Genomic DNA, 25,324 nt, shown 5'->3' with positions numbered 1-25,324 from the left:
TTGAACGAAAAAACAACTATCTGCACGCAATCCACTATCGCGCAAACGCATTGAAAGTGCTAAACTAGCGCGCAAATTTTTTGCCCGAGCTGAGGACCCACCCGTGAGCACTGAAAAACCATCTTTAAGTTACAAAGACGCTGGCGTTGATATCGATGCAGGTAATGCTTTAGTTGAACGTATTAAAGGCGTCACTAAACGCACCAAACGCCCAGAAGTAATGGGTAGCATTGGTGGCTTCGGTGCACTCTGCGAGTTACCAACCAAATACAAACAGCCTGTTTTAGTTTCAGGCACCGATGGTGTTGGTACAAAACTACGCTTAGCTATCGACTTGAAAAAGCACGACACCGTGGGTATCGACTTAGTTGCTATGTGTGTAAACGACTTGATTGTTCAAGGTGCTGAGCCGTTGTTCTTCCTCGATTACTACGCTACTGGCAAACTGGATGTCGATGTTGCTGCAGATGTGGTAACCGGTATTGGCGAAGGCTGCATGCAAGCGGGTTGTGCGCTGATTGGCGGCGAAACGGCAGAAATGCCGGGCATGTATGAGCATGGCGATTACGATATCGCTGGCTTCTGTGTGGGTGTGGTCGAAAAAGAACAAATTATTGATGGCAGCAAGGTTGCTCCGGGCGATGCGTTGATTGCCCTCGCCTCTTCAGGCCCACACTCAAACGGCTACTCACTAGTACGTAAAATTCTTGAAGTGAGTGAAACCGATGCAGCGGCTGAAATGCTTGACGGCAAACCGCTAGCTGAGCATTTACTGGCGCCAACCAAAATTTACGTGAAGTCGGTACTGGCCTTGCTTGAAAAGCATGAAGTGCATGCTATTTCGCATATTACTGGTGGCGGTTTCTGGGAAAATATTCCACGTGTACTCCCTGAGTCAGCGAAAGCCGTTATCGACGATAGCAGTTGGGAATGGCCAGTTGTATTTAATTGGCTACAGCAGCACGGTAACGTCACCACCAAAGAAATGTATCGCACCTTTAACTGCGGTGTTGGTTTGATTATGGCTGTACCACAACAACATGCTGATCAAGCGGTAAGTTTACTGCGCGAGCACGGTGAAGATGCTTGGGTTATTGGTCAAGTTGCAGCTCGTACGGGCGACGAAGCGCAAGTAGAAATCCATTCATGAAACGAATTGTTGTTTTAATTAGCGGTTCGGGTACCAACATGCAGGCCATCGTTGAGGCCTGCAATAATGGCCGCGTCGCTGGTGAAGTTGTTGCCGTAATTAGTAACAAAGCGGATGTTGGCGGTTTGGAAAAAGCACAAGCTGCTGGCATCGCCACCGCAGTGCTGTCACACAAAGACTATCCAAGTCGTGAAGCCTACGACGCTGATTTGCAGCGCTTAATTGATACTTATCAGCCTGATCTTGTCGTGTTAGCCGGATTCATGCGTATTTTGACGCCTGAGTTTACACGCCATTATCATGGTCGTATGTTGAATATCCATCCGTCCTTACTACCGAAATATAAAGGCGTGAACACCCACCAACGCGCTCTTGATGCTGGTGATACCGAACACGGTGTCAGCGTTCATTTCGTTACGGAAGAACTCGACGGCGGCCCGGTTATACTACAAGCAACGGTGCCTGTTTTCCCAGAAGATACCGCAGCTGACTTGCAACAACGGGTGCACACGCAGGAGCATGCCATTTATCCGTTAGTGGTGAACTGGTTCTGCACGAACCGTCTGCGTTTAACTGCAGACGGCGCCGAACTTGATGGGGAATTACTTGGCCCTGCTGGTTATGCCGCGGAATAGCAATTAATTGAAAGTTTTGAGCTGCAAGGTGGCGACTTCATCGCCATCTTCACGCTGTGCCATTTTAACCAGCACGTAATCAAGCTCAGGTGCAAACCAATAATCTGTTTCGCGACGCGAATTTTCTCGCACTCGCTCTACCTTTATCGCGTTGATTTCACCATAAGGTAAAGTCAGCATTTCTTCACCGACACGCTTAAACACTAACTCGTCCGCTTGCCCTTTTTCATCTAATACAGCGTAACGATAAGTGCTGTCTTTGCCCTGAATATCCAGACGCAACTGCTCAATACTTGCCGCTTCATCCATATGGTAAACGTTTGGATCAATTACCATTGCCTGCTTACTGTCATTATCGACAATCACTTTTTGGTCGTAATCAAAATAGCCACTAAAGCCCTTGTTACGGCCTGTTCCGGAACGCTTGTAAGTGAATTCATGGGACATGACCTGCGCGTCATTCAGGCTAAATTCAGACCAGAAGCGGCGTCGATCGGACAAAAATAACAGCGAGATTTCAGTTTCAGTGTACAAATTGTAACGCCCGTCGTTAAACGTCAACGTTCGCACGGCTTCGCCATAATTACTGCCGCCACGAATAACCTCATAACGTGTCTCGTACGGTGTTAAACCGTCAGCTGCGACTGCATATGCAGAAATTGTTAGCGCTATAGCAGCCATTAAACCTTGCACACGTTTCATACACCTTCCTAACTTATTGTTTCTCAATAGAACCTGTTAACTATAGCTTAAGACAGAAACATTAAAAGAAAGTTTAATTATCCCTCTCACCAACACTTTTATGCTTGAAAAAAGTGATCAAACCAACTACCCTCAACGTACAAATTACTGGTCAGACCTCTAGTAGAACAACGGAGTTAAAAACATGAGCATTGCCTTATGGGTTATTGCTACCTTGCTAGTCTTAGGTGGCTTTTTGTATTACCGCAGTTCATTGCTCGTCACGAGCCTTGGCATTGTGGGTATGTTCGCCATTGGTAGCTGGTTCGACATCGTCGGCCCAGTGCTGTGGATTTTATTAGCATTAGTTTTAGTGCCTTTGAACCTCACCCCATTCCGCCGTGGTGTGCTGTCGAAGGGAATTCTCAATGCTTACCGCAAAGTTATGCCAGAAATTTCAGAAACTGAAAAAGATGCAATTGATGCGGGTACCACTTGGTGGGAAGGCGAACTATTTCGCGGCGCACCAACGTGGAAGAATCTACACAGTATTCAAAAAGCTGAACTAACCGCTGAAGAACAAGCGTTTTTAGACGGTCCTTGTGAAGAAATCTGCAAAATGATGAACGACTGGGAAGCAACCCACGAGCTGGCAGATATGCCTGAGCACGTTTGGCAGTATCTGAAAGATCATAAATTCTTCGCCATGATCATCAAAAAAGAATACGGCGGCTTGGAGTTTTCTGCATACGCGCAATCGCGTGTGCTACAAAAACTTGCTGGTGTGAGCACTATTTTGGCATCAACAGTCGGCGTACCTAACTCGCTTGGTCCGGGTGAATTATTACAGCATTATGGTACGAAAGAGCAGAAAGATTACTATTTACCTCGCTTAGCTAACGGTCAGGAAATCCCATGCTTTGCGTTAACGAGCCCAGAAGCTGGGTCAGATGCAGGCTCGATTCCTGACACTGGTGTTATCTGTAAGGGTGAATGGGAAGGCAAAGAAATTGTCGGTATTCGCTTAAACTTCAACAAGCGCTATATCACGCTTGCGCCAGTGGCTACAGTGCTTGGTTTAGCATTTAAATTGTCAGACCCTGACAAGTTGCTCGGCGACAAAGAAGAGCTCGGCATCACTGCCGCATTGATTCCGCATGATACCAAAGGTGTTGAAACGGGTCGTCGTCACTTCCCACTGAACGTGCCATTCCAAAATGGTCCAGTGCGCGGTAAAGATGTATTCGTTCCACTCGATTATATTATTGGTGGCCCAGAAATGGCCGGTAAAGGCTGGCGTATGCTGGTTGAATGTTTGTCGGTTGGTCGTGCAATTACCTTGCCTTCAAACAGTGCTGGTGGTGTGAAATCTATCGCGCTTGCTACAGGTGCGTACTCTTACATTCGTCGTCAGTTCCGCTTACCTGTTGGTAAAATGGAAGGCGTACAAGAAGCATTGGCACGTATTGGTGGTAATGCCTACTTGATGGATGCTGTTACCTCATTCTCTACCAAAGGAATCGACTTGGGCGAGAAGCCATCGGTGATTTCAGCCATTGCGAAGTACCACATGACCGAGAAATTACGTGCATGTATGGATGACGCGATGGATATCCACGGTGGTAAAGGTATCTGTTTAGGTCCGAATAACTACCTAGGCCGCGGTTACCAGGGTGTACCGGTCGCAATTACGGTAGAAGGCGCAAACATTCTTACCCGTAACTTAATGATCTACGGTCAGGGTGCAATTCGTTGTCATCCTTACGTGTTGGAAGAAATGCTGGCGTCAGCTGAAACCAATGCAGAAGGTTTGAAGCGTTTCGACAAAGCAATTTGGGGCCATATTGGTTTCGGTATGAGCAACTTTGTGCGTTCGTTAGTACTCGGTTTAGGTTTCTGGCGCTTCACTAGTGCACCGTTTAGCGACAGCACTGCGAAGTACTACAAACAAATGAACCGCTTTAGCGCCAATTTAGCGTTGCTTTCAGACGTTGCGATGGGCGTATTGGGCGGTTCATTGAAGCGTAAACAGCGTATTTCTGCGCGCTTAGGCGACATGTTGAGCTACTTATTTATTGCCTCAGCTACGTTAAAACGCTTTGAAGACGAAGGCCGTCAAAAAGACGACTTGCCGCTGGTACATTGGGCCTTACAGGATACCTTGTACAAGTTACAAGAAAGCCAGTTGGCATTATTAGATAACTTTGGTGCCGTGGGTAAAACCATGAAAGCGATTATGTATCCGTTTGGACGTATCGCGAAGCGCCCTTCGGATAAATTAGATAGCAAAGTTGCTAAAATCTTATTAGTGCCGAATGCGAGCCGCGAGCGTTTAGGTCAAGGTCAGTTCTTGGCACCTGAAGGTCAGTTTGGTTACCTAGAACAAACGTTGCGCGATATCATTGCTGCCGAACCATTGTTCGACCGTGTTCGCAAAGCCGCCGACGATCGCCGTATGCCATTTATGTTCCTAGATAAAGTGGCGGAAAAAGGCAAAGAGCTTGGCGTACTCAGCGACGAAGAAGTCGACTTATTACGCCGCGCTGAGCAAGGTCGTCTGCGCGTAATCAATGTTGATGATTTCGCTCATGAAGATTTGATTGCCGGCAAACATGCACGCGAAGTGGCGTTAGCATCGGTTAAAAAGCAAGATAACGCGGCATAACAACTGCTTATCCTGAATCAAAGGCCAATCCTCGCGATTGGCCTTTTTTATGTGTACAATTCGGCCCTTATTACAATAAAACAACTCGAAATACAGGAGCTGGAATTGCATGACGCAAGCCTCACAACCAACTGAAAAGCGCGGCGCATTTACGCGTTTTCTCGACACTGTCGAATGGCTCGGTAACCTTCTACCCCATCCAATCACCTTGTTCGCTTTATTTGCTCTCGGCATCGTTATTTTAAGTGGCGTTGCCAGCTACTTCGGCCTAAGCGCACAAGACCCACGCCCAGGTGGCGAAATGATTGAGGTGGTCAGTTTACTGAATGCTGAGGGCTTACAACGCATTGTCACTGGCCTTGTCACCAATTTTACTGGCTTCACCCCATTGGGTACGGTATTGGTTGCCTTGCTCGGTGTGGGCATTGCTGAGCGCTCAGGGATGCTTTCAGCAGCGATGCGCGGCTTAGTGATGAATGCGCATCCGCGTGCCGTGACCGTTGCCGTCGTTTTTGCCGGTGTAGTTTCAAATACCGCCGCTGAACTCGGTTACGTTGTATTGGTTCCTCTTGCAGCGATGATTTTCCATTCTCTGGGGCGTCACCCTCTCGCTGGTCTTGCCGCCGCATTCTCGGGCGTATCTGCTGGCTATAGCGCTAACTTACTGATTGGTACAGTCGATCCGTTGCTTGCTGGTATCACCACCAAAGCAGCGAACATAATTGACCCTGAATACTATGTTGGCCCTGAAGCGAACTGGTATTTCATGTTTATCTCAACATTCTTAATCGCGATTATGGGTACCATCGTGACTGAGAAAATCGTTGAACCTAAGCTAGGCAAATACAACCCGAAAGAGGCGTCGATTAATCTCAGCGAGCAAAAAATTGAGGCACTTTCATCATTAGAGAAAAAAGGACTCATTGGCGCTGGTCTCAGCTTCCTGATTTTGGGTATTTTATTAGCGCTCACCATCGTGCCTGAATGGGGAATTCTGCGTAATCCAGAAACTGGCGAAGTCGCTGGCTCGCCATTTCTAAAAGGCATTGTTGCGTTTATTTTTATTACCTTCGCCGTACCCGGTTATGTATACGGACGAATCACCAAAGTCATGCGTAGCGACCGCGATGTTATCGACGCCATGTCCGAAAGCATGAGTACCATGGGCATGTACATTGTATTAGTCTTCTTTGCCGCCCAATTTGTTGCGTTCTTCGGCTGGACGAACTTTGGTAGCATTCTAGCCATCAAAGGCGCCACTTTCTTGCAAGAAGTTGGCCTTACCGGTCCATCGGTGTTTGTCTTGTTTATTTTGATGTGCGCGTTCGTCAACCTGATGCTTGGTTCAGCATCAGCACAATGGGCGATTACCGCACCAATTTTTGTGCCAATGCTCATGCTTATCGGTTACGCACCAGAGGTTATCCAAGCGGCTTACCGTATTGGTGACTCGGTGACCAATATTATTACGCCAATGATGAGTTATTTCGGCCTGATACTTGCCGTTGCAGTGAGATACAAGAAGGACACTGGTATTGGCACGATGATAGCAATGATGTTGCCGTATACGATTGTATTCCTAATTGGTTGGGCGAGCTTGTTCTTCTTGTGGGTTTTTGCATTGGATATGCCTGTAGGCGTCAACACCCCAACCTACTACAACCCTTAAAAGATCAAATACGATATTAGCTATTGGATATTAGATATTAGTTAAAAACAAAAAAGGCCGCTGAGCATTTGCCAGCGGCCTTTCTTTTCTAATATCTAATATCCAATAGCTAATATCGCCGTTGTTTTCAACGCAGGAGGCGATAGATGATAACAGCCGTCAAACCGCAGCCGCCCATCACAAATACCATCGCCAACTCGTGCTGATGACCCAACACATTCACCAACGCCGAAATTAAGCCTGCAATTAAGAATTGGAGACTGCCGGTGACTGCCGATGCTGAACCGGCCCGTTCTTGCTGTTCAGCAAGCGCGCCAGCCATCGCATTGGGGAACACCATGCCCAATGTACTGACATAAAGGAATAATGGCACCAGAACGCCAATAAGCCCGAAATTATTCCAACCCGCAATAATGAGTAGTACCGAAACAACACCCAGTACTGGTAACGATTTATTTAAAATCTTGCGGGAATCGCGGCGACGCAATATCCACGCGTTTAACTGCGCCATACCAATAATGCCGACTGCATTAGCACCGAACAACCAGCTGTAATGCGTTGGTGATAAACCAAAATGTTCAATAAATACCAATGGCGATGCGGTTATATAGGCAAACATACCCGATTGCGCAATGCCGCCACTTAATGAATAGCGTAAGAACGATGGGTCACGTAAAACGCTCCAATAAATTGGCAAACTTGAGCGTATTCTTACAGCCGTATTGGGTGCGCGCGTTTCTGGCAGACGCACATGAACGATGGCGAGACATGCCACGGCTAAACTCGCGACGATGATAAAAATGGCTTGCCATCCCCATGCCGCCGTCACGTAGGCTCCCGCTAATGGCGCCAGTATGGGTGCTATACCCATAACCAAGATTAAAAAACTAAATACCTGTGCAGAGGCTTGAGGCGTATACAAATCACGTACCATTGCCCGCGCGATAACCAGTCCGGCGCAAGAGCCGATAGCTTGTAAAAAGCGCAATACAATCAGGCTTTCCAGGTTCGGCGCATAGGCGCAAGCAATGGACGTCACAACATAGAGCACAAGGCCAAAATATAACGGTGGCTTACGACCAAATCGATCTGAAGCGGTACCGTAAAGTAGCTGGCCAATAAATAGACCAAGAAAAAACGACGTAAGTGATAGCTCGACTCGGTTTGAATCGGTCGAGAAGCTTGATGCAATGTCGCCAAACGCTGGCAGGTACATATCAATGGATAACGGCCCGAAGGCCGTTAATAAAGCGAGAACGATGACGGTTAGATCAAACCGAGCTTTGTCGGAAACGTGAAATACTGTCATTACTCGGCCGCTCGATAGCTTTTGGTGCTATGCGAATTCGGCCGTTTTATTGTTTTTGTTTTACGGGCCCAATCAACAAATGATTGTGCGTAATTAACGTAAGTATCGGTGGTACGCCCTTGTGCAGAGAGCTCACCCAGTAGCGCCCAACCGTCATTTCCGGCGGCTAGGAAACTATTGGTAATCATTGTGTACGTTTTGTCTTCTTGCAACGTTTGCCAGCCGGTTTCAGTGAGTACTTCCAGGCCACTAATACGCTTTCCATCGGCTTGCGTCATATCCACGTCAAAACGAATATCCGCGCCGTGTGGGTAAGCGCCATCTGAGCCCCCTGCCGAAATGGCGTAGCTTAGCGCTTGCTCCAAAACTTGTTTCACTTCGGCGCCGGTGATTTGTATTTCGACCAAAGTATTCGCAAACGGCAATAAACTGTATGCATCAGCGACCGTCAACTCGCCCGCATTAATTTCACGACGCACGCCACCGCCATTCTGTAAGGCAAAATCGGCTTGTGGTGCACTGGCCAAGAACGCTTCCGCAACAACCCGATGTGCGTCTGATTGACGTCCCATGCCACACTCAGCTGACATCAATGGCCCCATACGTTTGATGCACAAGCGTTCGTTAACCATACCAATCACTTGTTGGGTCAATTCATCTAATTTAGTTTGATATTGCGCAATCATGGCAACAGCATCGGGATGTTCTTTGACTGCACTAAACTGTGGGAATTTTTGCAGTGCTTCAGGTGCGTCTTCTGCAACTAGAAAGTGGGCTTGTCCACCACAATCGGCTACTTGGTCACCATCAAACGTTATCGCTAACTCACCGACCACTTGGCTGTACTGCCAAGCATGCGCAATACAGACTTGTCCGCCATCAGCATTGGTAACTTGCATTGGATACGGCCCCACACTTGGTAGCCCAAAACGCCCGTAATCACCAAGCAATGTATGAGAATCACCGCCAATCACAAAATCAACCGCTGGTAGACGCTCAGCTAGGGTCAAATCATTACGGTATTGAATATGCGTGAGTAAGCCGATTTTCTCGATACCAAGCCCACGCAACTCATTGATGTAATATTGTGCGGTTTCGTATTCATCGGCAAACATGGTGGTTTTGTCTGGCTGTGATGAGTTCTTGGTTTTGATGGCAATATCGAGACCGATAATTCCAACCCGCTCGCCACCCATATCGTAAACCGCGTAAGGTTTGAAGCTGTCCCAATGCGTTTTCGGCGTCAACGGCGATACTCCCACCTCCGGTTCAACATTCGCTCCAAGTACAACCGTGCCACACGAACTTAAACTCAACGCATCCAAAAATCGCTTCAGCCCCGCATCACCATTATCAAACTCATGATTGCCTAAAGCGAACGCATCAAAACAAACGAGGTTCATGAGTGCAGCATCGGCCGCACCATCAAACAAGGTGTAAAACAACGTGCCAGTAATCGCATCGCCAGCGTGCAGCGCTAGCACGTTCTCATTGTTGGCCCGGATTGATTCGATTTGTGTCGCAACGCGGGCAAACCCACCGGTTTCAACACGATGTGTTTCACCATCAACAACAAGTGCTGTACGCTCCATTGGCAGAAGATGAGAGTGATGATCATTGACATGGGCAACGGTTAGCTGAAAGGGTTGCGGCTCCGGTAAATGCGCGCATCCAGCCAGCAGTATACTGCCCAATAAAATGCTTCCCAAGTTTCTCATTCTCACCCCTTTTAAAAACAGCTACTAGCTATTTGATATTAGATATTTGCGACTAAGTTTTTAGCCTTTTTCTAATATCCAATATCCATTATCTAATATCGTCTTTGTGTTTTACTTCACTAAGCCGATTTCGCGCAGACGCTCCATCAAATAATCATGCGAGCTGATTGGCTCAAAACGCTGCGGATTTTCATCCGAGATACAGCTTGCCAACGGCGTGATCATCACATCTGGATTAAAGTGCAAGAAGAACGGAATTGAATAACGTGATTTATGGCTATACGGCGCCGGCGGGTTGACGACGCGGTGCGTGGTTGAAGGTAAAACACCATTTGTTAGGCGCTGCAACATATCACCGACGTTACAAATAATTGCGCCCTCAATAATCGTTACTGGAATCCACGAGCCATCTTTTGCCAAAACTTCGAGACCAGGTTCGCGCGAGCCAACCAACAATGTGAGTACGTTGATGTCTTCATGTGCACCAGCACGAACAGATGGCGTACCCTCGTCAATAATTGGTGGATAATGTAGCGGACGCAAAATTGAGTTGCCAAGGTTCACTTTATCGTTAAAGAAGTCGCGCGGCTGCTTGAGGTACACGGCAAGTGCTTCTAATACGCGAAGTCCCAAAGCATCCAGTGCTTCATAAAGTTTCAGAATTTTACCTTTGAACTCTGGCACTTCTTGTGGCCAAACGTTAGGGGTTAGTTGTGGGAACGGTGGCTCCCCTTCGATTTCGCGCCCGACGTGCCAAAACTCTTTTAAATCGACATGTTTCGCATCTTTGGCAATCTCAGTACCAAACGGCGTGTAACCACGTGCGCCACCGCCACCAGGAATGTGATATTGCTTTTTCACCGCTTCTGGAAGCGCAAATAATTCACGCGAAATATCCAACGCATCTTCAATTAGTTGCTGGTCAATACCGTGCTTCGTCAATGCGACAAAACCATTGGCTTCATAGCCTTCGCCAACGTGTTGTGCAAAAGCATCAAAGTCTTGACCATAAAGGCTCATATCAATATGCGGAATGGATTTCATGAAACATTTTTCCTAGGGAATGAAGATATCAAAATAGGCGTATATGCTAAGGATTTTAGCCTGTCTAGACAAGGGTAAATCTTGCGTAAACCGCCTTTTGCTTACATTTTTAAGTTGCTACCGTAATTTGCAGATTCTAGCAAAAAGTGAGGTAAATCACGATGAAATTGCAACACAGTGTTCTTTCTGTCGCATTATTGACCGCAGGTATCGTTTTTGCAGGTACTGCGCATGCACAAACGCAACAGAATCAGACGCAATATCGCGGTAATGCTACATATAATTACTTTGGTATTGGGGTATCTGATCATGATGGCGGCGACAGCATTGTCGTTGAAGGTTCGTATGAATTCAAATCGCCATATGTAGTCAGTGGTTATTATCGCAACTTCGATAATGATGCGGGCAGTAGCAGTGACGCATTGAGCATTAAATTGAGCCGCTATTTTTGGCTCAGTAGCGGCCTAACTGCAGATGTTGGCGTGCGCGCTGGTAACGTTGATTTCGGTGCTGTTGATAGCAACTTCTGGGGCGTTGAAGGTAATCTGCGCCAGCGCATCGAACAGTTCGAGTTTTATGGTGGTATTGGCTGGGTTGATTACACCGATGCCGGTAGCGACAACCAGTATCAGTTTGGCGTGAATTATTACATTGATTCTAACCTATCTGTGGGTGTTGGCTATCAAGATAGTGAATATGGTGATGGTGTTCGCTTCCGCGGTAGTTATCACTTTTAATTAAATGCGCTATGCTGTGGCACATTGATGGTTGTTTTGGAGATTCGATGTGCCGCAGCTTCCTAGTTTTATTCAAATGTATCGCGATCTTGTCGCGATTCCTTCCGTGTCCTGCCTCGATCCAAGTTGGGATACAAGTAACAAGCCGGTTATCGATAAATTGGCAACATGGCTCGAATGTCTCGGTTTTCAAATCGATGTTCACGAATTAGACCATCAGGCTGGTAAATTTAATCTGCTTGCTCATTACATTCCCGAAGATGCTGAATCGGGCGGCTTAATGTTAGCTGGACACACCGATACAGTACCATGGGACGAAGGCCGTTGGACCCAAGACCCGTTTAAACTGCGTGAAGATAATGGCCGTTTATATGGTCTTGGTACGGCTGATATGAAAGGCTTTTTCGCGTTTGTTATTGAAGCGCTGCGGAGCACTGACCTCCGCCAATTGAAAAAACCACTCTATATTCTTGCAACCGCCGACGAAGAAACGACCATGGCCGGTGCACGAGAACTTGATGCGTTTGGTCATTTAAAGCCCGACTTTGCCGTCATTGGCGAACCAACTTCAATGACGCCGGTGATTACCCACAAAGGCCACATGACCGAAGCCGTACGTATTACCGGAAAATCAGGACACAGCTCAAACCCTGCGGCGGGTATTAACGCTATTGAAGTCATGCATGATGTCATCACTGAACTTCGCGGAATACAAAAGGAGTTTCAGCAACGCTATCACGACGACGCTTTTGAAGTACCTTACCCAACGCTAAACTTCGGAGCAATTCACGGTGGTGACGCCGCCAACCGCATTTGCGCGTGTTGCGAGCTGCATATTGATATGCGCCCTCTACCAGGGATGAATATAACTGAGCTATACGGCTTAATTGATCAACGGTTAGCTGAAGTTAAAGCGCAATATCCAGGTGCTGTATGTCTTGAACACATGCATGAACCCGTGCCTGGCTATCGTTGTGACAAAGATGCGGAAATTGTGCGTTTAGCCAGTGAACTAACCGGTAACGCAGCTCAACCTGCGAACTACTGTACCGAAGCGCCATTTGTGCAAGCGCTCGGTTGCCAGACTATTGTGATGGGTCCAGGCAATATTGCGCAGGCACATCAACCGGATGAATTTATCCAAATCGATGAAATTGCACCTGCACAAAACCAACTACGTGCTCTTATTCGTCAGGTGTGCATGTAGCCGCAAGATGCCGCGCTACGGGGCCAAAGCTTTTCCGATGAACCGGACACGGCCCATGCGCAGCAAGCGCTTCTAAATGTGCTTTGGTTGGATACGCCTTATGTTTGGCGAAATCATAATGTGGATAGAGTTCGTGCCACGCCAACATTTGGCGGTCGCGTTCTACCTTTGCCAGAATCGACGCCGCGCCAATACATGCTTCAATCGCATCGCCACCGACGATTGCTTCTGCCGGAACATTTAATTGTGGCAGTTTATTACCGTCAACGAGTACTTTGTCGGGTTGCACCGGCAGCGCTTCAACCGCTCGCTTCATCGCTAACAGCGACGCCTGGAGAATATTAAGCGCATCGATTTCGTCCGCATCACATTGCGCGATCGCCCAATATAGTGCCTTTTCTTTTATTTCGACGCTTAGCGCTTCACGCTTTTTTTCAGACAACTTCTTCGAGTCGTTAATTCCGGCGATTGGGTTATTCGGGTCAAGTATGACCGCAGCCGCTACTACGGGTCCGGCGATAGGCCCGCGCCCTGCTTCGTCTGTTCCACAAATCATGTTTTTCGTCTTGTTGTTGCTGGTTGATACGGTATGATACTTTCGTCTCATACATAATAACAATACAACAAGGGGTTTCCTCATGAGTGATTCGAACGACTCAGGTACCTTTCTCAACCGCATGCTTGATAAGGTTGAGAAAGTCGGTAATAAGCTTCCTGATCCAGCGGTCATGTTTTTTGGCTTGCTGATCATCGTTTGGGTATTCAGTTATCTGCTTTCTGGCATTGAATTCGACGCTGTTCACCCGCTTACCGGAGAAAATGTCGGCATTACGAATTTGCTAGCCGGCGACCAAATGGCAGACTTTTTAGCCAACATGGTTGGTACTTTCATGGGGTTTGCACCCTTAGGCGTGGTGCTTGTCGCTATGTTGGGTGTCGGTGTTGCTGAGCGCAGTGGCTTTATTAACGTTGCCATTAAACTCATGCTGAACGTCACGCCGAAAATGTTATTAACCCCAGTATTGATTCTGGTAGCCATCGTTAGTCATACGGCTGTAGATGCTGGTTATGTTCTAGTTATTCCGTTGGGCGGTGTGATTTTCTATGCGGCTGGTCGGCATCCACTAGCGGGTATTGCGGCTGCCTTTGCCGGTGTTTCTGGCGGCTTTAGCGCAAACTTTGTGCCGTCGGCAATCGACCCGTTATTACAAGGCTTTACGCAAAGCGCGGCACAGATTCTCGATCCAGCCATTCAGTTAAACCCATTGAATAACTATTTCTTTACCGCAGCTTCATCAATCGTTGTGGTTATTGTTGGGTGGTACTTAACTGATCGCGTCATTGAACCACGCCTACAGCGCACTGCTCGCATTGATGGTGATCAAGAAGATATGCCAGCACTTGATGATGTTACTCCGCGCGATCGTAAAGCGTTTTATGCGGGTGTGCTGACTATGGCGCTAGGCCTCGTTGCATTGTATTTCGCTGCTTCTGCCGAGAATACACCTCTAGCGGATGCAAGCGGTGAGTTAGCATCATTCACTGCCCCGCTTATGCAAATGATCGTCCCGTTGATTTTCTTGCTGTTTATTATCCCGGGCATCGTGCATGGGTATATTTCTGGTAGCTTCAAGAACTCACAAGACGTCATAAAAGCGATGTCGAAATCAATGGAAGATATGGCCTACTATATGGTTATGGCGTTCTTCTGTGCCTTATTTATTAAAGCTTTCGGCGATTCAAACCTCGGTACCCTAATATCAATTAAAGGGGCTCAATTCTTAAGTTCGCTGCAATTAAGCGGCGGCGTGACCATGGTAGGTATTATCATTTTGGTTGCGTTTATCAACTTGTTTATTGGTTCTGCCTCAGCCAAATGGGCATTGATTTCACCAATTTTTGTACCGATGTTGATGCAGCTCGGTTATTCACCAGATTTAACCCAAGCGGCGTATCGTGTCGGTGACTCCATCAGTAATATCATCACCCCATTGTTGCCTTACTTCCCGCTCGTGGTGTTGTATTGCCAGCGTTATGTTAAGAGTACCGGTATCGGTTCATTGGTTGCCATGATGTTGCCGTTTACATTGACGTTATTAGTCGTTTGGTCAGCCTTCTTAATCATTTACTGGATGATTGGTATTCCGCTTGGCTTCCAAGCAAATTACGTTTACCCAGCGGGCTAATAACTCATGAGTTACTTCCAAGGTAAAACCGTTTGGCTAACCGGTGCCTCTTCAGGCATCGGTTTAGCCATGGCGCAACAATTGGCGCATGCCGGTGCTCACTTGATTCTGACCTCGCGGCGCCAAGATGCACTTGAACAGGTACGTCAATCACTGGCGCATCCTGAACGCCATCAAGTATTAGCGCTTGATTTGAGTCAGCCCGAACAGGCGGCAGCTCAAGCTAAGGAGATACTCGGTGACCAAGTGATCGATATTCTCATCAACAATGCTGGTGTTTCACAACGCTCGCTAATTTTAGAAACCGATATGAAAGTGTATCGGCAACTGATGGAAATCGATTATTTTGGTGTCATTGCGCTTACCAAGCTGGTGTTGCCCCGAATGGTCGAGCGTCGCTCTGGGCAAATCGTGACTGTTTCAAGCGTCGCCGGCAAAGTCGGAACCAAACTACGCAGCGGCTATAACGGCGCGAAATTTGGCGTTATCGGTTTTATGGATTCACTACGCGCTGAAATGGCACAGTACGGTTTAACCGTCACATCCATTTTACCTGGCTTTATCAATACGCAAGTGGCACATAATTCATTAACTGGTGACGGCTCTGTATTGGGTCATGAAGATCCGGATAATGCCGGCGGTATTTCAGCCGAAGAATGCGCACGCAAGTCACTCGAAGCGATTGCGAAACAAAAAGCAGAAGTAGTGGTTGGCTCAGGACTCTCAAAGCTTGCCCCGTTTCTACAACGCTTTTTCCCAGCGCTTGTGCGACGCATGATCGCTAATCGGTAACGATACAATTACGTCCCTGCTCTTTTGCCAGATATAGAGCTCTGTCAGCATGTTTTAATAACTCTGCAGAGCTCTCTTCTTTACTTAATTCCGTAACACCAATACTGACTGTAATTCTCGCTTGCTCAAACTTGGCAATACGTAACTTTTCAATCGCCACGCGAATCCGCTCAAGCACTTGCAATGCATCGCTTATTCGTGTTTGTGGGAAAATAATCGCAAACTCTTCCCCCCCCCAACGGGCAACGCCATCAACTTCACGAACAAGGCTCTGTAGCAGCTTTGCGACGTGCTTCAGCACTTCATCACCGCCCGTATGTAAGTAGGTATCGTTAATTTGTTTGAAATAATCGATATCAATAAGCGCCACACTCAATGGTGTACCATAGCGGCGGCTATTGTGTAATTCATGATCGAGTTGCTGGTCAAATGAGCGACGATTCGCCAGCCCTGTTAATGAATCTCGCAGAGCCATCGCTTCAAGCTCTTGTGTCTTTTTCTGAACTAAGCGCTGTAAACGGCGTTTGGTGTATTGCAGCGTACGAATACGCAAGTGCAACGCAATACTCACGAACGCAATCACGGTTAGTGAGAAAGTAAACCAAAACCATGGCTGTTGATAAAAGAATGCTGATTTGTGTAGGGTAAAACGCGTGGCTTCAGACCAATCCCCACCCGGATAACGACTGCGCACCATAAACTCGTAATCGCCCGGCGGTAGCGCAGTGTATGCCGTTTCTAATTGATTGCCGCGGTTAATCCAATGCAAATCATAACCAACTAGCTTAACTTGATACAGCAAGGCTTCCGGCATGTGATAGCCGAGCGCAACATAACGAAACTCAGTGCGTGTATTACCTGCTTCAATTCGTTTATCAGTCCCTAGTTCACCGTTATCCGTCGTTATCGACTCAATAATCGGGGCCGGCGCATGGCTGTTGTATTCTGCTACCACTCGTGGGTCGACCATCACTGCACCAAGCGCAGATGCAAACCACAACCGTCCATGCTTATCGATAATCGACGCCGGTCCTCCAGTAGTCAGTTGTCGACTGACCATGCCATCAACCTCGGTGAATAACTGGTAGTTAATGGTAACCCGATTATCAATCATCCACTTTTCAAGGTCACTCTTTGCGATACGCAAAATGCCTCGTGCACCGCCAAGCCAGAGGTTATCGTCAGCATCAAAATTAATCGTAAAGGTCTTATCAAAAGGCAAGCCGTCGCGACGCGATAGCCATTGCCAATCATTTCCGTTTAAAGAACGCGACAACATACCGTGATCGGTGGCAAACCAGATACGATTATTATGAAAGGTGCCTGAAAAAATGTTGCTCGCGCCAGTAAATGTGGCAAGTTCAATAGGTTCTGGCTGCCAAGTCCCGTCGCTTAGTGGGCGGAAATAACTTAAAGATTGTGTCGAGCTCACCCATAATGCGCCATTGCCATCAATAGTAACCGACGACACAAAATCAGCCGCCATACCATCAGCAACAGTATAGTGGCGCACTACATCGAGCGAACCTAGCGAGCTTCTGACCAAATATAATCCTTTCGCTGTGCCAACCAAGATCAAATCGGTTTGCGACATAGGTAAAACGACGCGTATTTCATTGCTCGCAAGGCCGAGCTTTCGATTCAAACGGGCAGTAACTTTGCCGTTGGTCAGCTGAAACAATCCTTCCGTATAACTGCCAATATAGACAACATCAGTGTCGCCATGAGCCAGACTTAGCACCGATAGTGCGGCAAGTTGAGGGTCGCCATTAACGGCTTCAAAAGCGATAGCGCCACTTTCACTGCTGAGTTGACGACTGATACCATCATTTGTGCCCACCCAAATATGCCCAGCGCTATCGGTATTAACCGAACGAACGTATGCACCTCTAAGGCCATGATTTGGCGTAAAGCTGCGGAACAAAGCTTCACGTAACTGAACCAGCCCACCGTGAGTCCCTATCCAAATGGTGCCATTTTGTTCTGTGAAAATATCAAGAACGTGTGAGTTAGGAAGTCCATTTTCAATACTGAGCCAGTCTTCTGAATCATGACAAAGTCGGCCGATACCGCGTGCAAACGTACCAATCAACAAACAACCATCGCTGGCTTCACTGAGGGCGGTGACACGATCTTTCATCGGATATGGCCAAGCCTCAAAATCATCAGCCTCGGGTGCTAAATAGAACAACCCATCATCATTTGCGACAATCAACGTTCCGTTATTAAGCCTTGTAAATGCGCGCACCTGTGCTTGCGAGATTGAGTCTACCGAAATAAAAGAATCGGTTTTTTCATCGAAATACGCGGCGCCACGGCGAGTTCCGACGTACAGTCGCGCGTCATGTTCGCCGGTAGTAGGTGTCGCAAATAATCGAAAGGTAAAATCAGTGGGAAGCCCGTCGGCTGTTGTATAGTGCACTGCGCTACCGTTATCAGATAATCGATAAACGCCCTTCGCGGTTGCCGCCCAGCGAATATTATTGTGGTCAACAATAGTATCAAACACAAAATTGGCGCCAATAACTTGCGGCGTCCAAGATTGCTTATCGTAAGTCACCACACTTCCTCGTGGCCCACTAAAAATAAGCTTTTGCTGTAACGCATCGTATTCAACACTTAATGCGCCTGATTCACGCATTTTCGTGACTGTCGTATCATCGTAAATTTTGAACGACCGACCGTTATAGCGAACCGGGCCTTCCCATGTTGCTAGCCACAAATAACCTTCCTGCGACTGGGTGATGCGGTTGATTGAGTTATGCGGTAATCCATCGCGTGTATTCCAGCTACGCAAAGCGTACTGGTTTAGAGGAATTGAGGATTGTTCTAGGGACTGACTGAGAGGGAGTGATTGAAAAGATGCGAGCGTAGTGGTACTCAATATGGCAGCAAGGCCAAGTATCCCCAAACGCCAAAAGTGCATTTTCTACACTCCCTGTTTTATAATTTTTATTGACCATTTATCTACAACGAATCAAATGGCACCTCTGCCAGTTCTTCAAGTGCTGGCTTAGCTAAATAATACCCTTGAAACAAGTGAATACCAAGATTTAATAGGCAATCTAATTCAGCTTGGGTCTCAACACCTTCAGCTAATACTTGTGAGCCTTGAAGTTGGCAAATTTTTACAACGTCTCGAACCACCTTTTGCTTTTCTTCACATTGCTCAATGTCACGTATTAACAACATGTCGAGTTTTAAGATATCTGGGCGCAAATCTGTCAACCAGTCAATTCTGGAAAAGCCTGAACCATAATCGTCAATAGCCGTTTTAAAGCCACGTTTAGAGTAGCTGCTAAAAATACGCTGGAGATGATCCTTATCGATAATTTGCTCACTTTCTGTGACTTCAAATATCAATTTGGTCATATCAAATTTGTACATGTCAGCGGCTTCAATCGTCGCTTTAATACAAGTTTCGGGGTTATACACTGCATTAGGTAAAAAATTAATATGGAGGAACGTATCACACCCCAATCTTGCCGCTGTTTCGATCGCTTTTACGCGACAAGCTTGGTCAAAATAATAGCGATTATTTTCGTTGATGCGCTCAAATACCCAACCAGCCCCCTGTCCCTCAGGCCCTCGCACAAGTGCTTCGTATGAGATGATCTGCTTCTTACGCCAATCAACAATCGGCTGAAACGCCATGCGTATTTCAAATCCTAACGATGCGCCGCTCAAGCAATCTCGGCAGGTTTGTTGCTTTATCGAATCAGGAAAGTCCATAGTTGCCTTTACGTTTAATGAAGCTAGTCAACAGTTATCGTCACATATACGCAGAGCTTTAGCAATTTAGTTTAATTATTCATAAAAAAAGGCCAGCAGAGCCGGCCTTTCTAATACCTGTTAGCATTATTTCATGTGCACTAACATGCTGGTAGGGTCTTCGAGGAACTCCTGCCAACGTTTGTTAAAGCGCGCAATAGTTCCACCATCTATAATACGGTGATCACCAGACCAACTTGCAGTCATGATCTTACGCGCGACCACGTTGCCATTTGCATCGAACCGCGGCAACTCTTGCACTTTACCAAGCGCAACAATCGCGGCTTCAGGCTTATTAATGATAGGCGTTGCCACCGTACCACCAATCACCCCAATATTTGAGATAGAAATCGTTCCACCCTTCATATCTTCTTGAGCGACGCGGCCTTCGCGAGCAGCTTGAGTCAAGCGCGTTACTTCTTGCGCAACCTCGATAATGCTCTTGTTTTGCACTTGCTTCACATTCGGAACTAACAAGCCAATTTTGGTATCGACAGCCATACCAATGTTGTGGTCGTCAAAATACGTGATTTCTGTACAGTCCTCATTCACCTGCGCATTCATCACAGGGAACTCTTTTAACGCAAGCGACAATGCTTTGATAAAAAACGGCATCATGGTGATGCGAATGCCGTCGTCGGCATAACGTTCTTTTAATTGCTTTTGCAATGCCATTACGTTGGTCAAATCGAATTCATCGGCGTAGGTGAAATGCGGAATGGTGCTTACCGATTTCATCATTTGTTTCGCCATAGCTGCTTTTACGCCGCGAATTGGTTCAACACGCGTACCGCCTGCTTTCGTTTCTGTTACAGTGGCAGTATTTGCCGCAGCCGTTGCTGGCGCAGCTTGCTCACCATTGGCGAATGCTTCAACATCCTCTTTCATGACGCGACCCTTCGCGCCGGAGCCTGACACCTGGCTGATATCTACATCAAGCTCACGTGCACGACGGCGCACTGCTGGGCTCGCAATCGCTTTCCCTTGACGCGCAGCCGTTGGCGCTACAGCACTTCCAGCTTGCGCGTGTGTCGCAGTTGAAGCAGATGATGAACTTGGTGCTGCTGGTTTTGATTCAGCAGACGTTGTGTTAGTTGAACTGCCTGCAACACGAATCGCAAATAATGGCTCATGCACCTTAGCAATATCACCTTGCTTGTAATAAAGCTTTTCAACGACACCATCTTCTTTTGCGGGTATTTGCACCAAGGCTTTATCGGTCATCACATCAACAACCGGCTGGTCTTCTTTGATGCTATCGCCTTCTTTCACTTGCCATTCAACGATTTCGCACTCAACGATACCTTCACCGATATCAGGCAAAATAAAGTCGGTAACGCTACTTTCAGTATTGTTTTGCGCTGGTGCTGACTCTTGTTTCGGCTCAGGTGCAGACGGCTTTTCCGCCGTGTCTCCTGCACCACTATCAATTGCGAACAAAGGCTCATGAACCTTGGCGATATCACCTTTTTCGTAATATAACTTCGCAACAACACCATCTTCTTTGGCCGGGATCTGCACTAAAGCTTTATCGGTCATCACATCAACAACCGGCTGATCTTCTTTAATGCTGTCACCTTCTTTAACGAGCCACTCAACGATCTCGCACTCGACAATACCTTCGCCGATGTCTGGTAAGATAAAATCTTTACTCATATCAAAGGCCTCTTAGTAAGTCATCGAAGCTTTAATGGCTTCGTATACTTTTAAATGATCGACAAAGTATTCTTTCTCGTGGCTTAACGGATACGGCGTATCTAAACCACATACGCGAGCAATTGGCGATTCAAGGTACAAGAAGCATTCGTCTTGAATGGTTGCCGCCACTTCACTCGCAAAGCCACCAGTAATTGGTGCCTCTTGCGTGATGACTAAACGACCCGTTTTGCGGACTGATTCAGCAACGGTTTCAACATCCCACGGAAGAATGCTAACCAAATCGATTACTTCGCAATCGATGCCGTCGTTGGCTGCCATTTCAGCTGCTTTCTCGGCCATTTCAACCTGTGCACCCCAAGCAAGAACGGTAATATCTTTACCTTCTTTCACCACGTCAGCTTTGCCCAGCTCAAGCGTGTACTCTTCTTCTGGAACTTCACCAACCGACGCACGATAAAGACGCTTCGGCTCCATGAACAACACTGGGTTCTTGTCGAAAATAGCGCTCAATAACAAGCCTTTTGCCATGTATGGGTTACGTGGCATAACAATCTTCAATCCAGGTGTATGCGCAAAGTATGCTTCTGGTGACTGTGAGTGGTAATGACCACCCGCAATGCCGCCGCCGTACGGCGTACGAATGGTTAAACCACCCACATCAAATTCGTTACCAGAACGATAGCGAAATTTCGCTGATTCATTCACGATTTGGTCAAATGCAGGGAAGATATAGTCACCGAATTGAATTTCGGCAATCGCATAACTACCTTGCGAGGCTAAGCCATTGGCAAAGCCTAGAATACCTTGCTCGACAAGTGGCGTATTGAAGTTACGGTGACGCCCGTACTTCTCAGTTAGTCCAGAAGTCGCGCGGAATACGCCACCAAAAGCACCGGTGTCTTCACCAAAGCTATAAACTTTGTCGCTTTTCGCCATAGCGATATCAAGCGCATTATTGATGGCTTGTAAGAGATTCATCTTGGCCATTATTTGTCACCTCCATCAATACGCGACGCAGTTTTCGGATAAGCTTCCGGGTATTTGCGGATATGCGCTTTTAGCGCCTCAAGCTGCTTCTTGAGATGCTTAGGTGGGGTGTCATAAACGTCTTCAATGATTTCATCAATATGCGGCACAGGTACGGTTTCTGCAGACTTCAATGCAGCCAATACCGCAGCCTTTTTCTCATCGTAATTCTGCTGCGCTTCTTCTTCGCTAATCCAGCCTTGGTTTTGTAACCATTTTTGGAAACGTACAACCGGATCTTTAGCGCGCCACGCATTCTCTTCTTCGCGTGTACGATAACCCGTTGGGTCATCCGAGGTTGAGTGACCCGCCATACGGTAGCTCATACCTTCAATCAGCACTGGCTCGTTTTCTTCTACGGCTAATTTACGCGCTAATTGCGTCGCTTGATATACGGCAAATACATCGTTACCGTCAACACGAATGGTCTTCATGCCATAGGCAACACCGCGCGGTGCAATGCCATCACCAGCATATTGTTCGCCCTGCGATGGCGTCGAAATCGCATAACCGTTGTTACGGCAGAAAAATATAGCTGGTACTTTGTAAACCGCGGCCATATTCAATGCGGCATGGAAATCACCTTCAGAAGCAGCACCTTCACCAAAGTAACAAATCGTACAGTTGCCTGACTTGTCCATTTTTTGGCCATAGGCGTAACCAGTAGCCTGAGGAATCTGAGTTGCAAGTGGCGAGGCAATGGTCATGAAATTGAGTTCAGCACAACCGTAATGCACAGGCATTTGGCGACCTTTACCAAGATCACGTTCGTTCGAGAATAGCTGATTCATGAACTGCTCAACCGTAAAGCCACGGAACGCTAATGCGCCTTGCTCACGGTATTGTCCCATGATCATATCTTGATCACTCAGAGCAGCCGCGGAACCAATACTGGCCGCTTCTTCACCAAGTGAGGACAGGTAGAAACTGATCCGGCCTTGGCGCTGCGCAGCAATCATGCGCTCATCCAAAATGCGGATAAATTGCATCGTGTCGAAAATCTTCAGGGCGAGCTCTTTGTCCATTTCTGGCTGCTCAGCACCTTTACGAATGGTACCGTCCTCTGCGAGGATTTGTAGCATTGGAATCTTCAGCGCCGAACCGTCAATAAACTGCGGTTTGGTCACGATGTCCAACTGATGTTGTTTATCTTTCGCCATAACTTTCTCGTTCTAAGAAAAATTGCGCACACTTTACCTTTACGTCAACTGACATGCAAACAAGGTGCGTCATAAAAATCTAAAAATCAGACCAGTTTCAGGTTCTCAACTGGCATCGGTACAACAGTGAGTAAAGCACGTTGCCCCAGGGCTACTTTCGCATTAGGGAAGATAATCCGCTCACCCGGCTGTTCCACTGTATATTCATTCTCACCGTCTACTGCTAACAAGTGTCCCAGCTCGAACTCGGTAAAGTTAGCAACGTCATCGGCAAAATTGAGACGGAAGTCTTCAGCCGTTCGGTCAATAGAACGACTTACGTCATAAACATGGTGACGGTTGCTATCGAAAGCCGGAAGATCAATTTCAGTTGTACTAATAAGTTTACGGAACATGGCATCGGCGTCAGCAAAGCGACTCATGTCATTCTCACCAAACGGCCGAACTTTACCCAATTCTACCGTGAAAGCGTCAGCTTGGTGTTCACGAACACTGTAATAGCTGAATGTCGTGGTTGGCGCTTGATTCAATAAGATCGTGTCAACACCACATTCAGCTAAATAGGTTAGCTGCTCCATTTTGTATGGACCACCGTGCGTAAATGGATAAACCGCGAACTTTTCGTGCGCTGAATCACGAATTGCCGTATGTAAGTCGTAATGATAGCGGCGCTGTTGTTGATAAAAACGCGTGACGTATTGTTCAAGCTTAGCGGCGCGTCGATGTTCTGGAGTATTCCCCTGTTTATGAGCACCACTAAACAATCGATTCATATTCACATCAATAAACCGGGTACCATTCACAATCGCTGCTGGATTAGCAATTAGAAATAAAGTTCGATGTGTCACCTGTAGCTTGCCGGCAAGTATATCTGTCAGCATATCTCGCACAATTTCGATAGGCGCCGTTTCATCGCCATGCACTGCGCAAGAAAAAATCACGTCTTTGTCGCCGGGTTGATCAGGTTCTACTGCGATAACACCCGCATCCCAAAATTCGATTTGGGTTGCGCCGACACGCACTGATTTCCCCACTAAAGTCTCGCCGTCATAAGGCCCAAGTACAGCCGGAAGGTCAGGCAAAACCTTCCCAGTTGCTTCGAAATAACTCGCAATCGTCCACTTCAGTACATCAAGTGTCACTATGATTCTCCATTATCTTTAATTGGGCCTGGCTCCCAGCCTTTGGTGGCTAGTAGCGCTCTTAATACTTTTGAGCGGTATTCACGCCGATATAAAACCAGTACGACAACCGCAGTTGAAGCAATAAATAAGTATGGGTGAATAAACCAACACAGATAAGCCAAAGCAAAGTAATACGCACGCAAACCGTTATTGTATTCATGGCCAGCTTGATCAATGACCTTGGCAGTTTGGCGTGCGAACACTTCGCGTTGCTCATCGGTGAAATCGGTCGAGCGATATTGCGGCGCCGCCCCCATCAGTACTGAGACAAAACCAAATTGCCGAATTGACCAGGTAAATTTAAAAAACGCAAATACAAACAACAAGGATAGTACGGCTAATTTGAATTGAACTTTATCTGGCGCGGTATCTGCGGTGTAGGGAATTGAATGTAGTACTTCAACCACTTTATCGGCTGACGCCAGCAAGGTTAGTACACCTGCGAGAACCAAGACTGTTGATGATGCAAAAAACGTGACGGTTCGCTCGACATTTCCAAGTAATGCAGCATCAGCAATCTGGTGTTCTTTACGCGTTAAGGTGCGCATCCAATCGATACGAAGTTGGCGCAAGATGTGTGACAGACTATAAGTAGTGCGGGCTCGCAGACGTGCAAATTGGGTGTAGATAACCCAAACAGACACAAAAAATACCAATGCGAGAATATCGATAAGCGCCAAATTCATGCATGACCTTCCTGTGACTAAAACGCTAGCAGCACAATTGCTGCT

The 25,324-nt window shown here is 47.1% G+C and carries 20 protein-coding genes; 8 read left to right on the top strand and 12 right to left on the bottom strand.

Features of this window, described 5'->3' with window-relative positions:
• Nucleotides 1–103: 103 nt before the first annotated feature.
• Together purM and purN are read left to right on the top strand one after the other, a co-directional pair.
• Entirely contained in the window at nucleotides 104–1,150 is a 1,047-nt protein-coding gene (gene purM / locus BM292_RS00910; protein WP_092854379.1) for a phosphoribosylformylglycinamidine cyclo-ligase, read from the top strand.
• The gene (gene purN, locus BM292_RS00905; RefSeq protein ID WP_092854377.1) at nucleotides 1,147–1,785 is read left to right on the top strand and encodes a phosphoribosylglycinamide formyltransferase; all 639 of its coding nucleotides are present in this window, start codon (nucleotides 1,147–1,149) and stop codon (nucleotides 1,783–1,785) included. The genes purM and purN overlap by 4 nt, the downstream gene beginning before the upstream one ends.
• 3 nt (nucleotides 1,786–1,788) lie before the next feature.
• On the opposite strand, the gene BM292_RS00900 is transcribed toward purN, so the two are convergent.
• Nucleotides 1,789–2,487, bottom strand: a complete 699-nt coding sequence (locus BM292_RS00900; protein ID WP_092854375.1) for a DUF3108 domain-containing protein — start codon at nucleotides 2,485–2,487, stop codon at nucleotides 1,789–1,791.
• 184 nt (nucleotides 2,488–2,671) lie between these two features.
• Between BM292_RS00900 and fadE the strand changes: the two genes are divergently transcribed.
• Both fadE and BM292_RS00890 read left to right on the top strand, forming a co-directional pair.
• Nucleotides 2,672–5,131, top strand: a complete 2,460-nt coding sequence (fadE, locus tag BM292_RS00895; RefSeq protein WP_092854373.1) for an acyl-CoA dehydrogenase FadE — start codon at nucleotides 2,672–2,674, stop codon at nucleotides 5,129–5,131.
• A 109-nt stretch (nucleotides 5,132–5,240) separates the two neighbouring features.
• A complete protein-coding gene (locus BM292_RS00890; RefSeq protein WP_092854371.1) occupies nucleotides 5,241–6,800 on the top strand; it encodes an AbgT family transporter in 1,560 nt (519 codons plus the stop codon).
• 127 nt (nucleotides 6,801–6,927) lie between these two features.
• Here the strand turns inward: BM292_RS00890 and BM292_RS00885 are convergent, their stop codons facing one another.
• From BM292_RS00885 to BM292_RS00875, 3 genes are all read right to left on the bottom strand, one after another.
• Complete coding sequence (locus tag BM292_RS00885; RefSeq protein ID WP_092854369.1) at nucleotides 6,928–8,109, bottom strand: multidrug effflux MFS transporter; 1,182 nt, start codon at nucleotides 8,107–8,109, stop codon at nucleotides 6,928–6,930.
• Complete coding sequence (locus BM292_RS00880) at nucleotides 8,109–9,827, bottom strand: 5'-nucleotidase C-terminal domain-containing protein (protein ID WP_092854368.1); 1,719 nt, start codon at nucleotides 9,825–9,827, stop codon at nucleotides 8,109–8,111. Before BM292_RS00880 ends, BM292_RS00885 begins: the two co-directional genes overlap by 1 nt.
• A gap of 111 nt (nucleotides 9,828–9,938) precedes the next feature.
• Nucleotides 9,939–10,871 (bottom strand): isopenicillin N synthase family dioxygenase, encoded by a 933-nt coding sequence (locus tag BM292_RS00875; RefSeq protein ID WP_092854366.1) that lies wholly within the window; start codon nucleotides 10,869–10,871, stop codon nucleotides 9,939–9,941.
• 161 nt (nucleotides 10,872–11,032) lie between these two features.
• On the opposite strand from BM292_RS00875, the gene BM292_RS00870 reads away from it, so the two are divergent.
• Nucleotides 11,033–11,608, top strand: coding sequence for a hypothetical protein (locus tag BM292_RS00870; protein WP_092854364.1), 576 nt, complete (start codon nucleotides 11,033–11,035; stop codon nucleotides 11,606–11,608).
• Nucleotides 11,609–11,684: 76 nt separating this feature from the next.
• Nucleotides 11,685–12,815 (top strand): acetylornithine deacetylase, encoded by a 1,131-nt coding sequence (gene argE, locus BM292_RS00865; RefSeq protein ID WP_407681425.1) that lies wholly within the window; start codon nucleotides 11,685–11,687, stop codon nucleotides 12,813–12,815.
• On the opposite strand, the gene rnhB is transcribed toward argE, so the two are convergent.
• Nucleotides 12,793–13,371 (bottom strand): ribonuclease HII, encoded by a 579-nt coding sequence (rnhB, locus tag BM292_RS00860; protein WP_130203080.1) that lies wholly within the window; start codon nucleotides 13,369–13,371, stop codon nucleotides 12,793–12,795. The genes argE and rnhB overlap by 23 nt on opposite strands.
• An 82-nt stretch (nucleotides 13,372–13,453) precedes the next feature.
• On the opposite strand from rnhB, the gene BM292_RS00855 reads away from it, so the two are divergent.
• Nucleotides 13,454–15,001, top strand: coding sequence for an AbgT family transporter (locus BM292_RS00855; RefSeq protein WP_092854358.1), 1,548 nt, complete (start codon nucleotides 13,454–13,456; stop codon nucleotides 14,999–15,001).
• 6 nt (nucleotides 15,002–15,007) lie between these two features.
• Nucleotides 15,008–15,793, top strand: coding sequence for an SDR family oxidoreductase (locus BM292_RS00850; RefSeq protein WP_092854356.1), 786 nt, complete (start codon nucleotides 15,008–15,010; stop codon nucleotides 15,791–15,793).
• Here the strand turns inward: BM292_RS00850 and BM292_RS00845 are convergent.
• From BM292_RS00845 to BM292_RS00815, 7 genes are all read right to left on the bottom strand, one after another.
• Nucleotides 15,783–18,719, bottom strand: a complete 2,937-nt coding sequence (locus BM292_RS00845) for a ligand-binding sensor domain-containing diguanylate cyclase (protein ID WP_092854354.1) — start codon at nucleotides 18,717–18,719, stop codon at nucleotides 15,783–15,785. The genes BM292_RS00850 and BM292_RS00845 overlap by 11 nt on opposite strands.
• Before the next feature lie 41 nt (nucleotides 18,720–18,760).
• On the bottom strand, nucleotides 18,761–19,525 hold the full coding sequence (locus BM292_RS00840) for an EAL domain-containing protein (protein WP_092854352.1): 765 nt from the start codon (nucleotides 19,523–19,525) through the stop codon (nucleotides 18,761–18,763).
• Between the two features lie 126 nt (nucleotides 19,526–19,651).
• Nucleotides 19,652–21,220, bottom strand: a complete 1,569-nt coding sequence (locus BM292_RS00835) for a dihydrolipoyllysine-residue acetyltransferase (protein WP_092854350.1) — start codon at nucleotides 21,218–21,220, stop codon at nucleotides 19,652–19,654.
• A gap of 12 nt (nucleotides 21,221–21,232) precedes the next feature.
• Nucleotides 21,233–22,210 carry an alpha-ketoacid dehydrogenase subunit beta gene (locus tag BM292_RS00830; protein WP_092854348.1) on the bottom strand — a complete coding sequence of 326 codons (978 nt, stop codon included), beginning with the start codon at nucleotides 22,208–22,210 and terminating at the stop codon, nucleotides 21,233–21,235.
• The gene (locus tag BM292_RS00825; RefSeq protein WP_092854346.1) at nucleotides 22,210–23,409 is read right to left on the bottom strand and encodes a thiamine pyrophosphate-dependent dehydrogenase E1 component subunit alpha; all 1,200 of its coding nucleotides are present in this window, start codon (nucleotides 23,407–23,409) and stop codon (nucleotides 22,210–22,212) included. The genes BM292_RS00830 and BM292_RS00825 overlap by 1 nt, the downstream gene beginning before the upstream one ends.
• A gap of 86 nt (nucleotides 23,410–23,495) precedes the next feature.
• Complete coding sequence (gene astE, locus BM292_RS00820) at nucleotides 23,496–24,551, bottom strand: succinylglutamate desuccinylase (protein WP_342742006.1); 1,056 nt, start codon at nucleotides 24,549–24,551, stop codon at nucleotides 23,496–23,498.
• Complete coding sequence (locus BM292_RS00815) at nucleotides 24,551–25,279, bottom strand: DUF599 domain-containing protein (protein ID WP_092854344.1); 729 nt, start codon at nucleotides 25,277–25,279, stop codon at nucleotides 24,551–24,553. Before BM292_RS00815 ends, astE begins: the two co-directional genes overlap by 1 nt.
• Nucleotides 25,280–25,324 lie beyond the last annotated feature (45 nt).

The organism is Pseudidiomarina tainanensis, assembly GCF_900115255.1.
Lineage (GTDB): Bacteria > Pseudomonadota > Gammaproteobacteria > Enterobacterales > Alteromonadaceae > Pseudidiomarina > Pseudidiomarina tainanensis.
This window is presented reverse-complemented; position numbering and strand designations above follow the sequence as displayed.

Coding starts and splice junctions, on each gene's coding strand:
- purN (WP_092854377.1), top strand. CDS start 1,147: ATGAAACGAATTGTTGTTTTAATTAGCGGTTCGGGTACCAACATGCAG.
- BM292_RS00900 (WP_092854375.1), bottom strand. CDS start 2,487: ATGAAACGTGTGCAAGGTTTAATGGCTGCTATAGCGCTAACAATTTCT.
- fadE (WP_092854373.1), top strand. CDS start 2,672: ATGAGCATTGCCTTATGGGTTATTGCTACCTTGCTAGTCTTAGGTGGC.
- BM292_RS00890 (WP_092854371.1), top strand. CDS start 5,241: ATGACGCAAGCCTCACAACCAACTGAAAAGCGCGGCGCATTTACGCGT.
- BM292_RS00885 (WP_092854369.1), bottom strand. CDS start 8,109: ATGACAGTATTTCACGTTTCCGACAAAGCTCGGTTTGATCTAACCGTC.
- BM292_RS00880 (WP_092854368.1), bottom strand. CDS start 9,827: ATGAGAAACTTGGGAAGCATTTTATTGGGCAGTATACTGCTGGCTGGA.
- BM292_RS00875 (WP_092854366.1), bottom strand. CDS start 10,871: ATGAAATCCATTCCGCATATTGATATGAGCCTTTATGGTCAAGACTTT.
- BM292_RS00870 (WP_092854364.1), top strand. CDS start 11,033: ATGAAATTGCAACACAGTGTTCTTTCTGTCGCATTATTGACCGCAGGT.
- argE (WP_407681425.1), top strand. CDS start 11,685: ATGTATCGCGATCTTGTCGCGATTCCTTCCGTGTCCTGCCTCGATCCA.
- rnhB (WP_130203080.1), bottom strand. CDS start 13,371: ATGATTTGTGGAACAGACGAAGCAGGGCGCGGGCCTATCGCCGGACCC.
- BM292_RS00855 (WP_092854358.1), top strand. CDS start 13,454: ATGAGTGATTCGAACGACTCAGGTACCTTTCTCAACCGCATGCTTGAT.
- BM292_RS00850 (WP_092854356.1), top strand. CDS start 15,008: ATGAGTTACTTCCAAGGTAAAACCGTTTGGCTAACCGGTGCCTCTTCA.
- BM292_RS00845 (WP_092854354.1), bottom strand. CDS start 18,719: ATGCACTTTTGGCGTTTGGGGATACTTGGCCTTGCTGCCATATTGAGT.
- BM292_RS00840 (WP_092854352.1), bottom strand. CDS start 19,525: ATGGACTTTCCTGATTCGATAAAGCAACAAACCTGCCGAGATTGCTTG.
- BM292_RS00835 (WP_092854350.1), bottom strand. CDS start 21,220: ATGAGTAAAGATTTTATCTTACCAGACATCGGCGAAGGTATTGTCGAG.
- BM292_RS00830 (WP_092854348.1), bottom strand. CDS start 22,210: ATGGCCAAGATGAATCTCTTACAAGCCATCAATAATGCGCTTGATATC.
- BM292_RS00825 (WP_092854346.1), bottom strand. CDS start 23,409: ATGGCGAAAGATAAACAACATCAGTTGGACATCGTGACCAAACCGCAG.
- BM292_RS00815 (WP_092854344.1), bottom strand. CDS start 25,279: ATGAATTTGGCGCTTATCGATATTCTCGCATTGGTATTTTTTGTGTCT.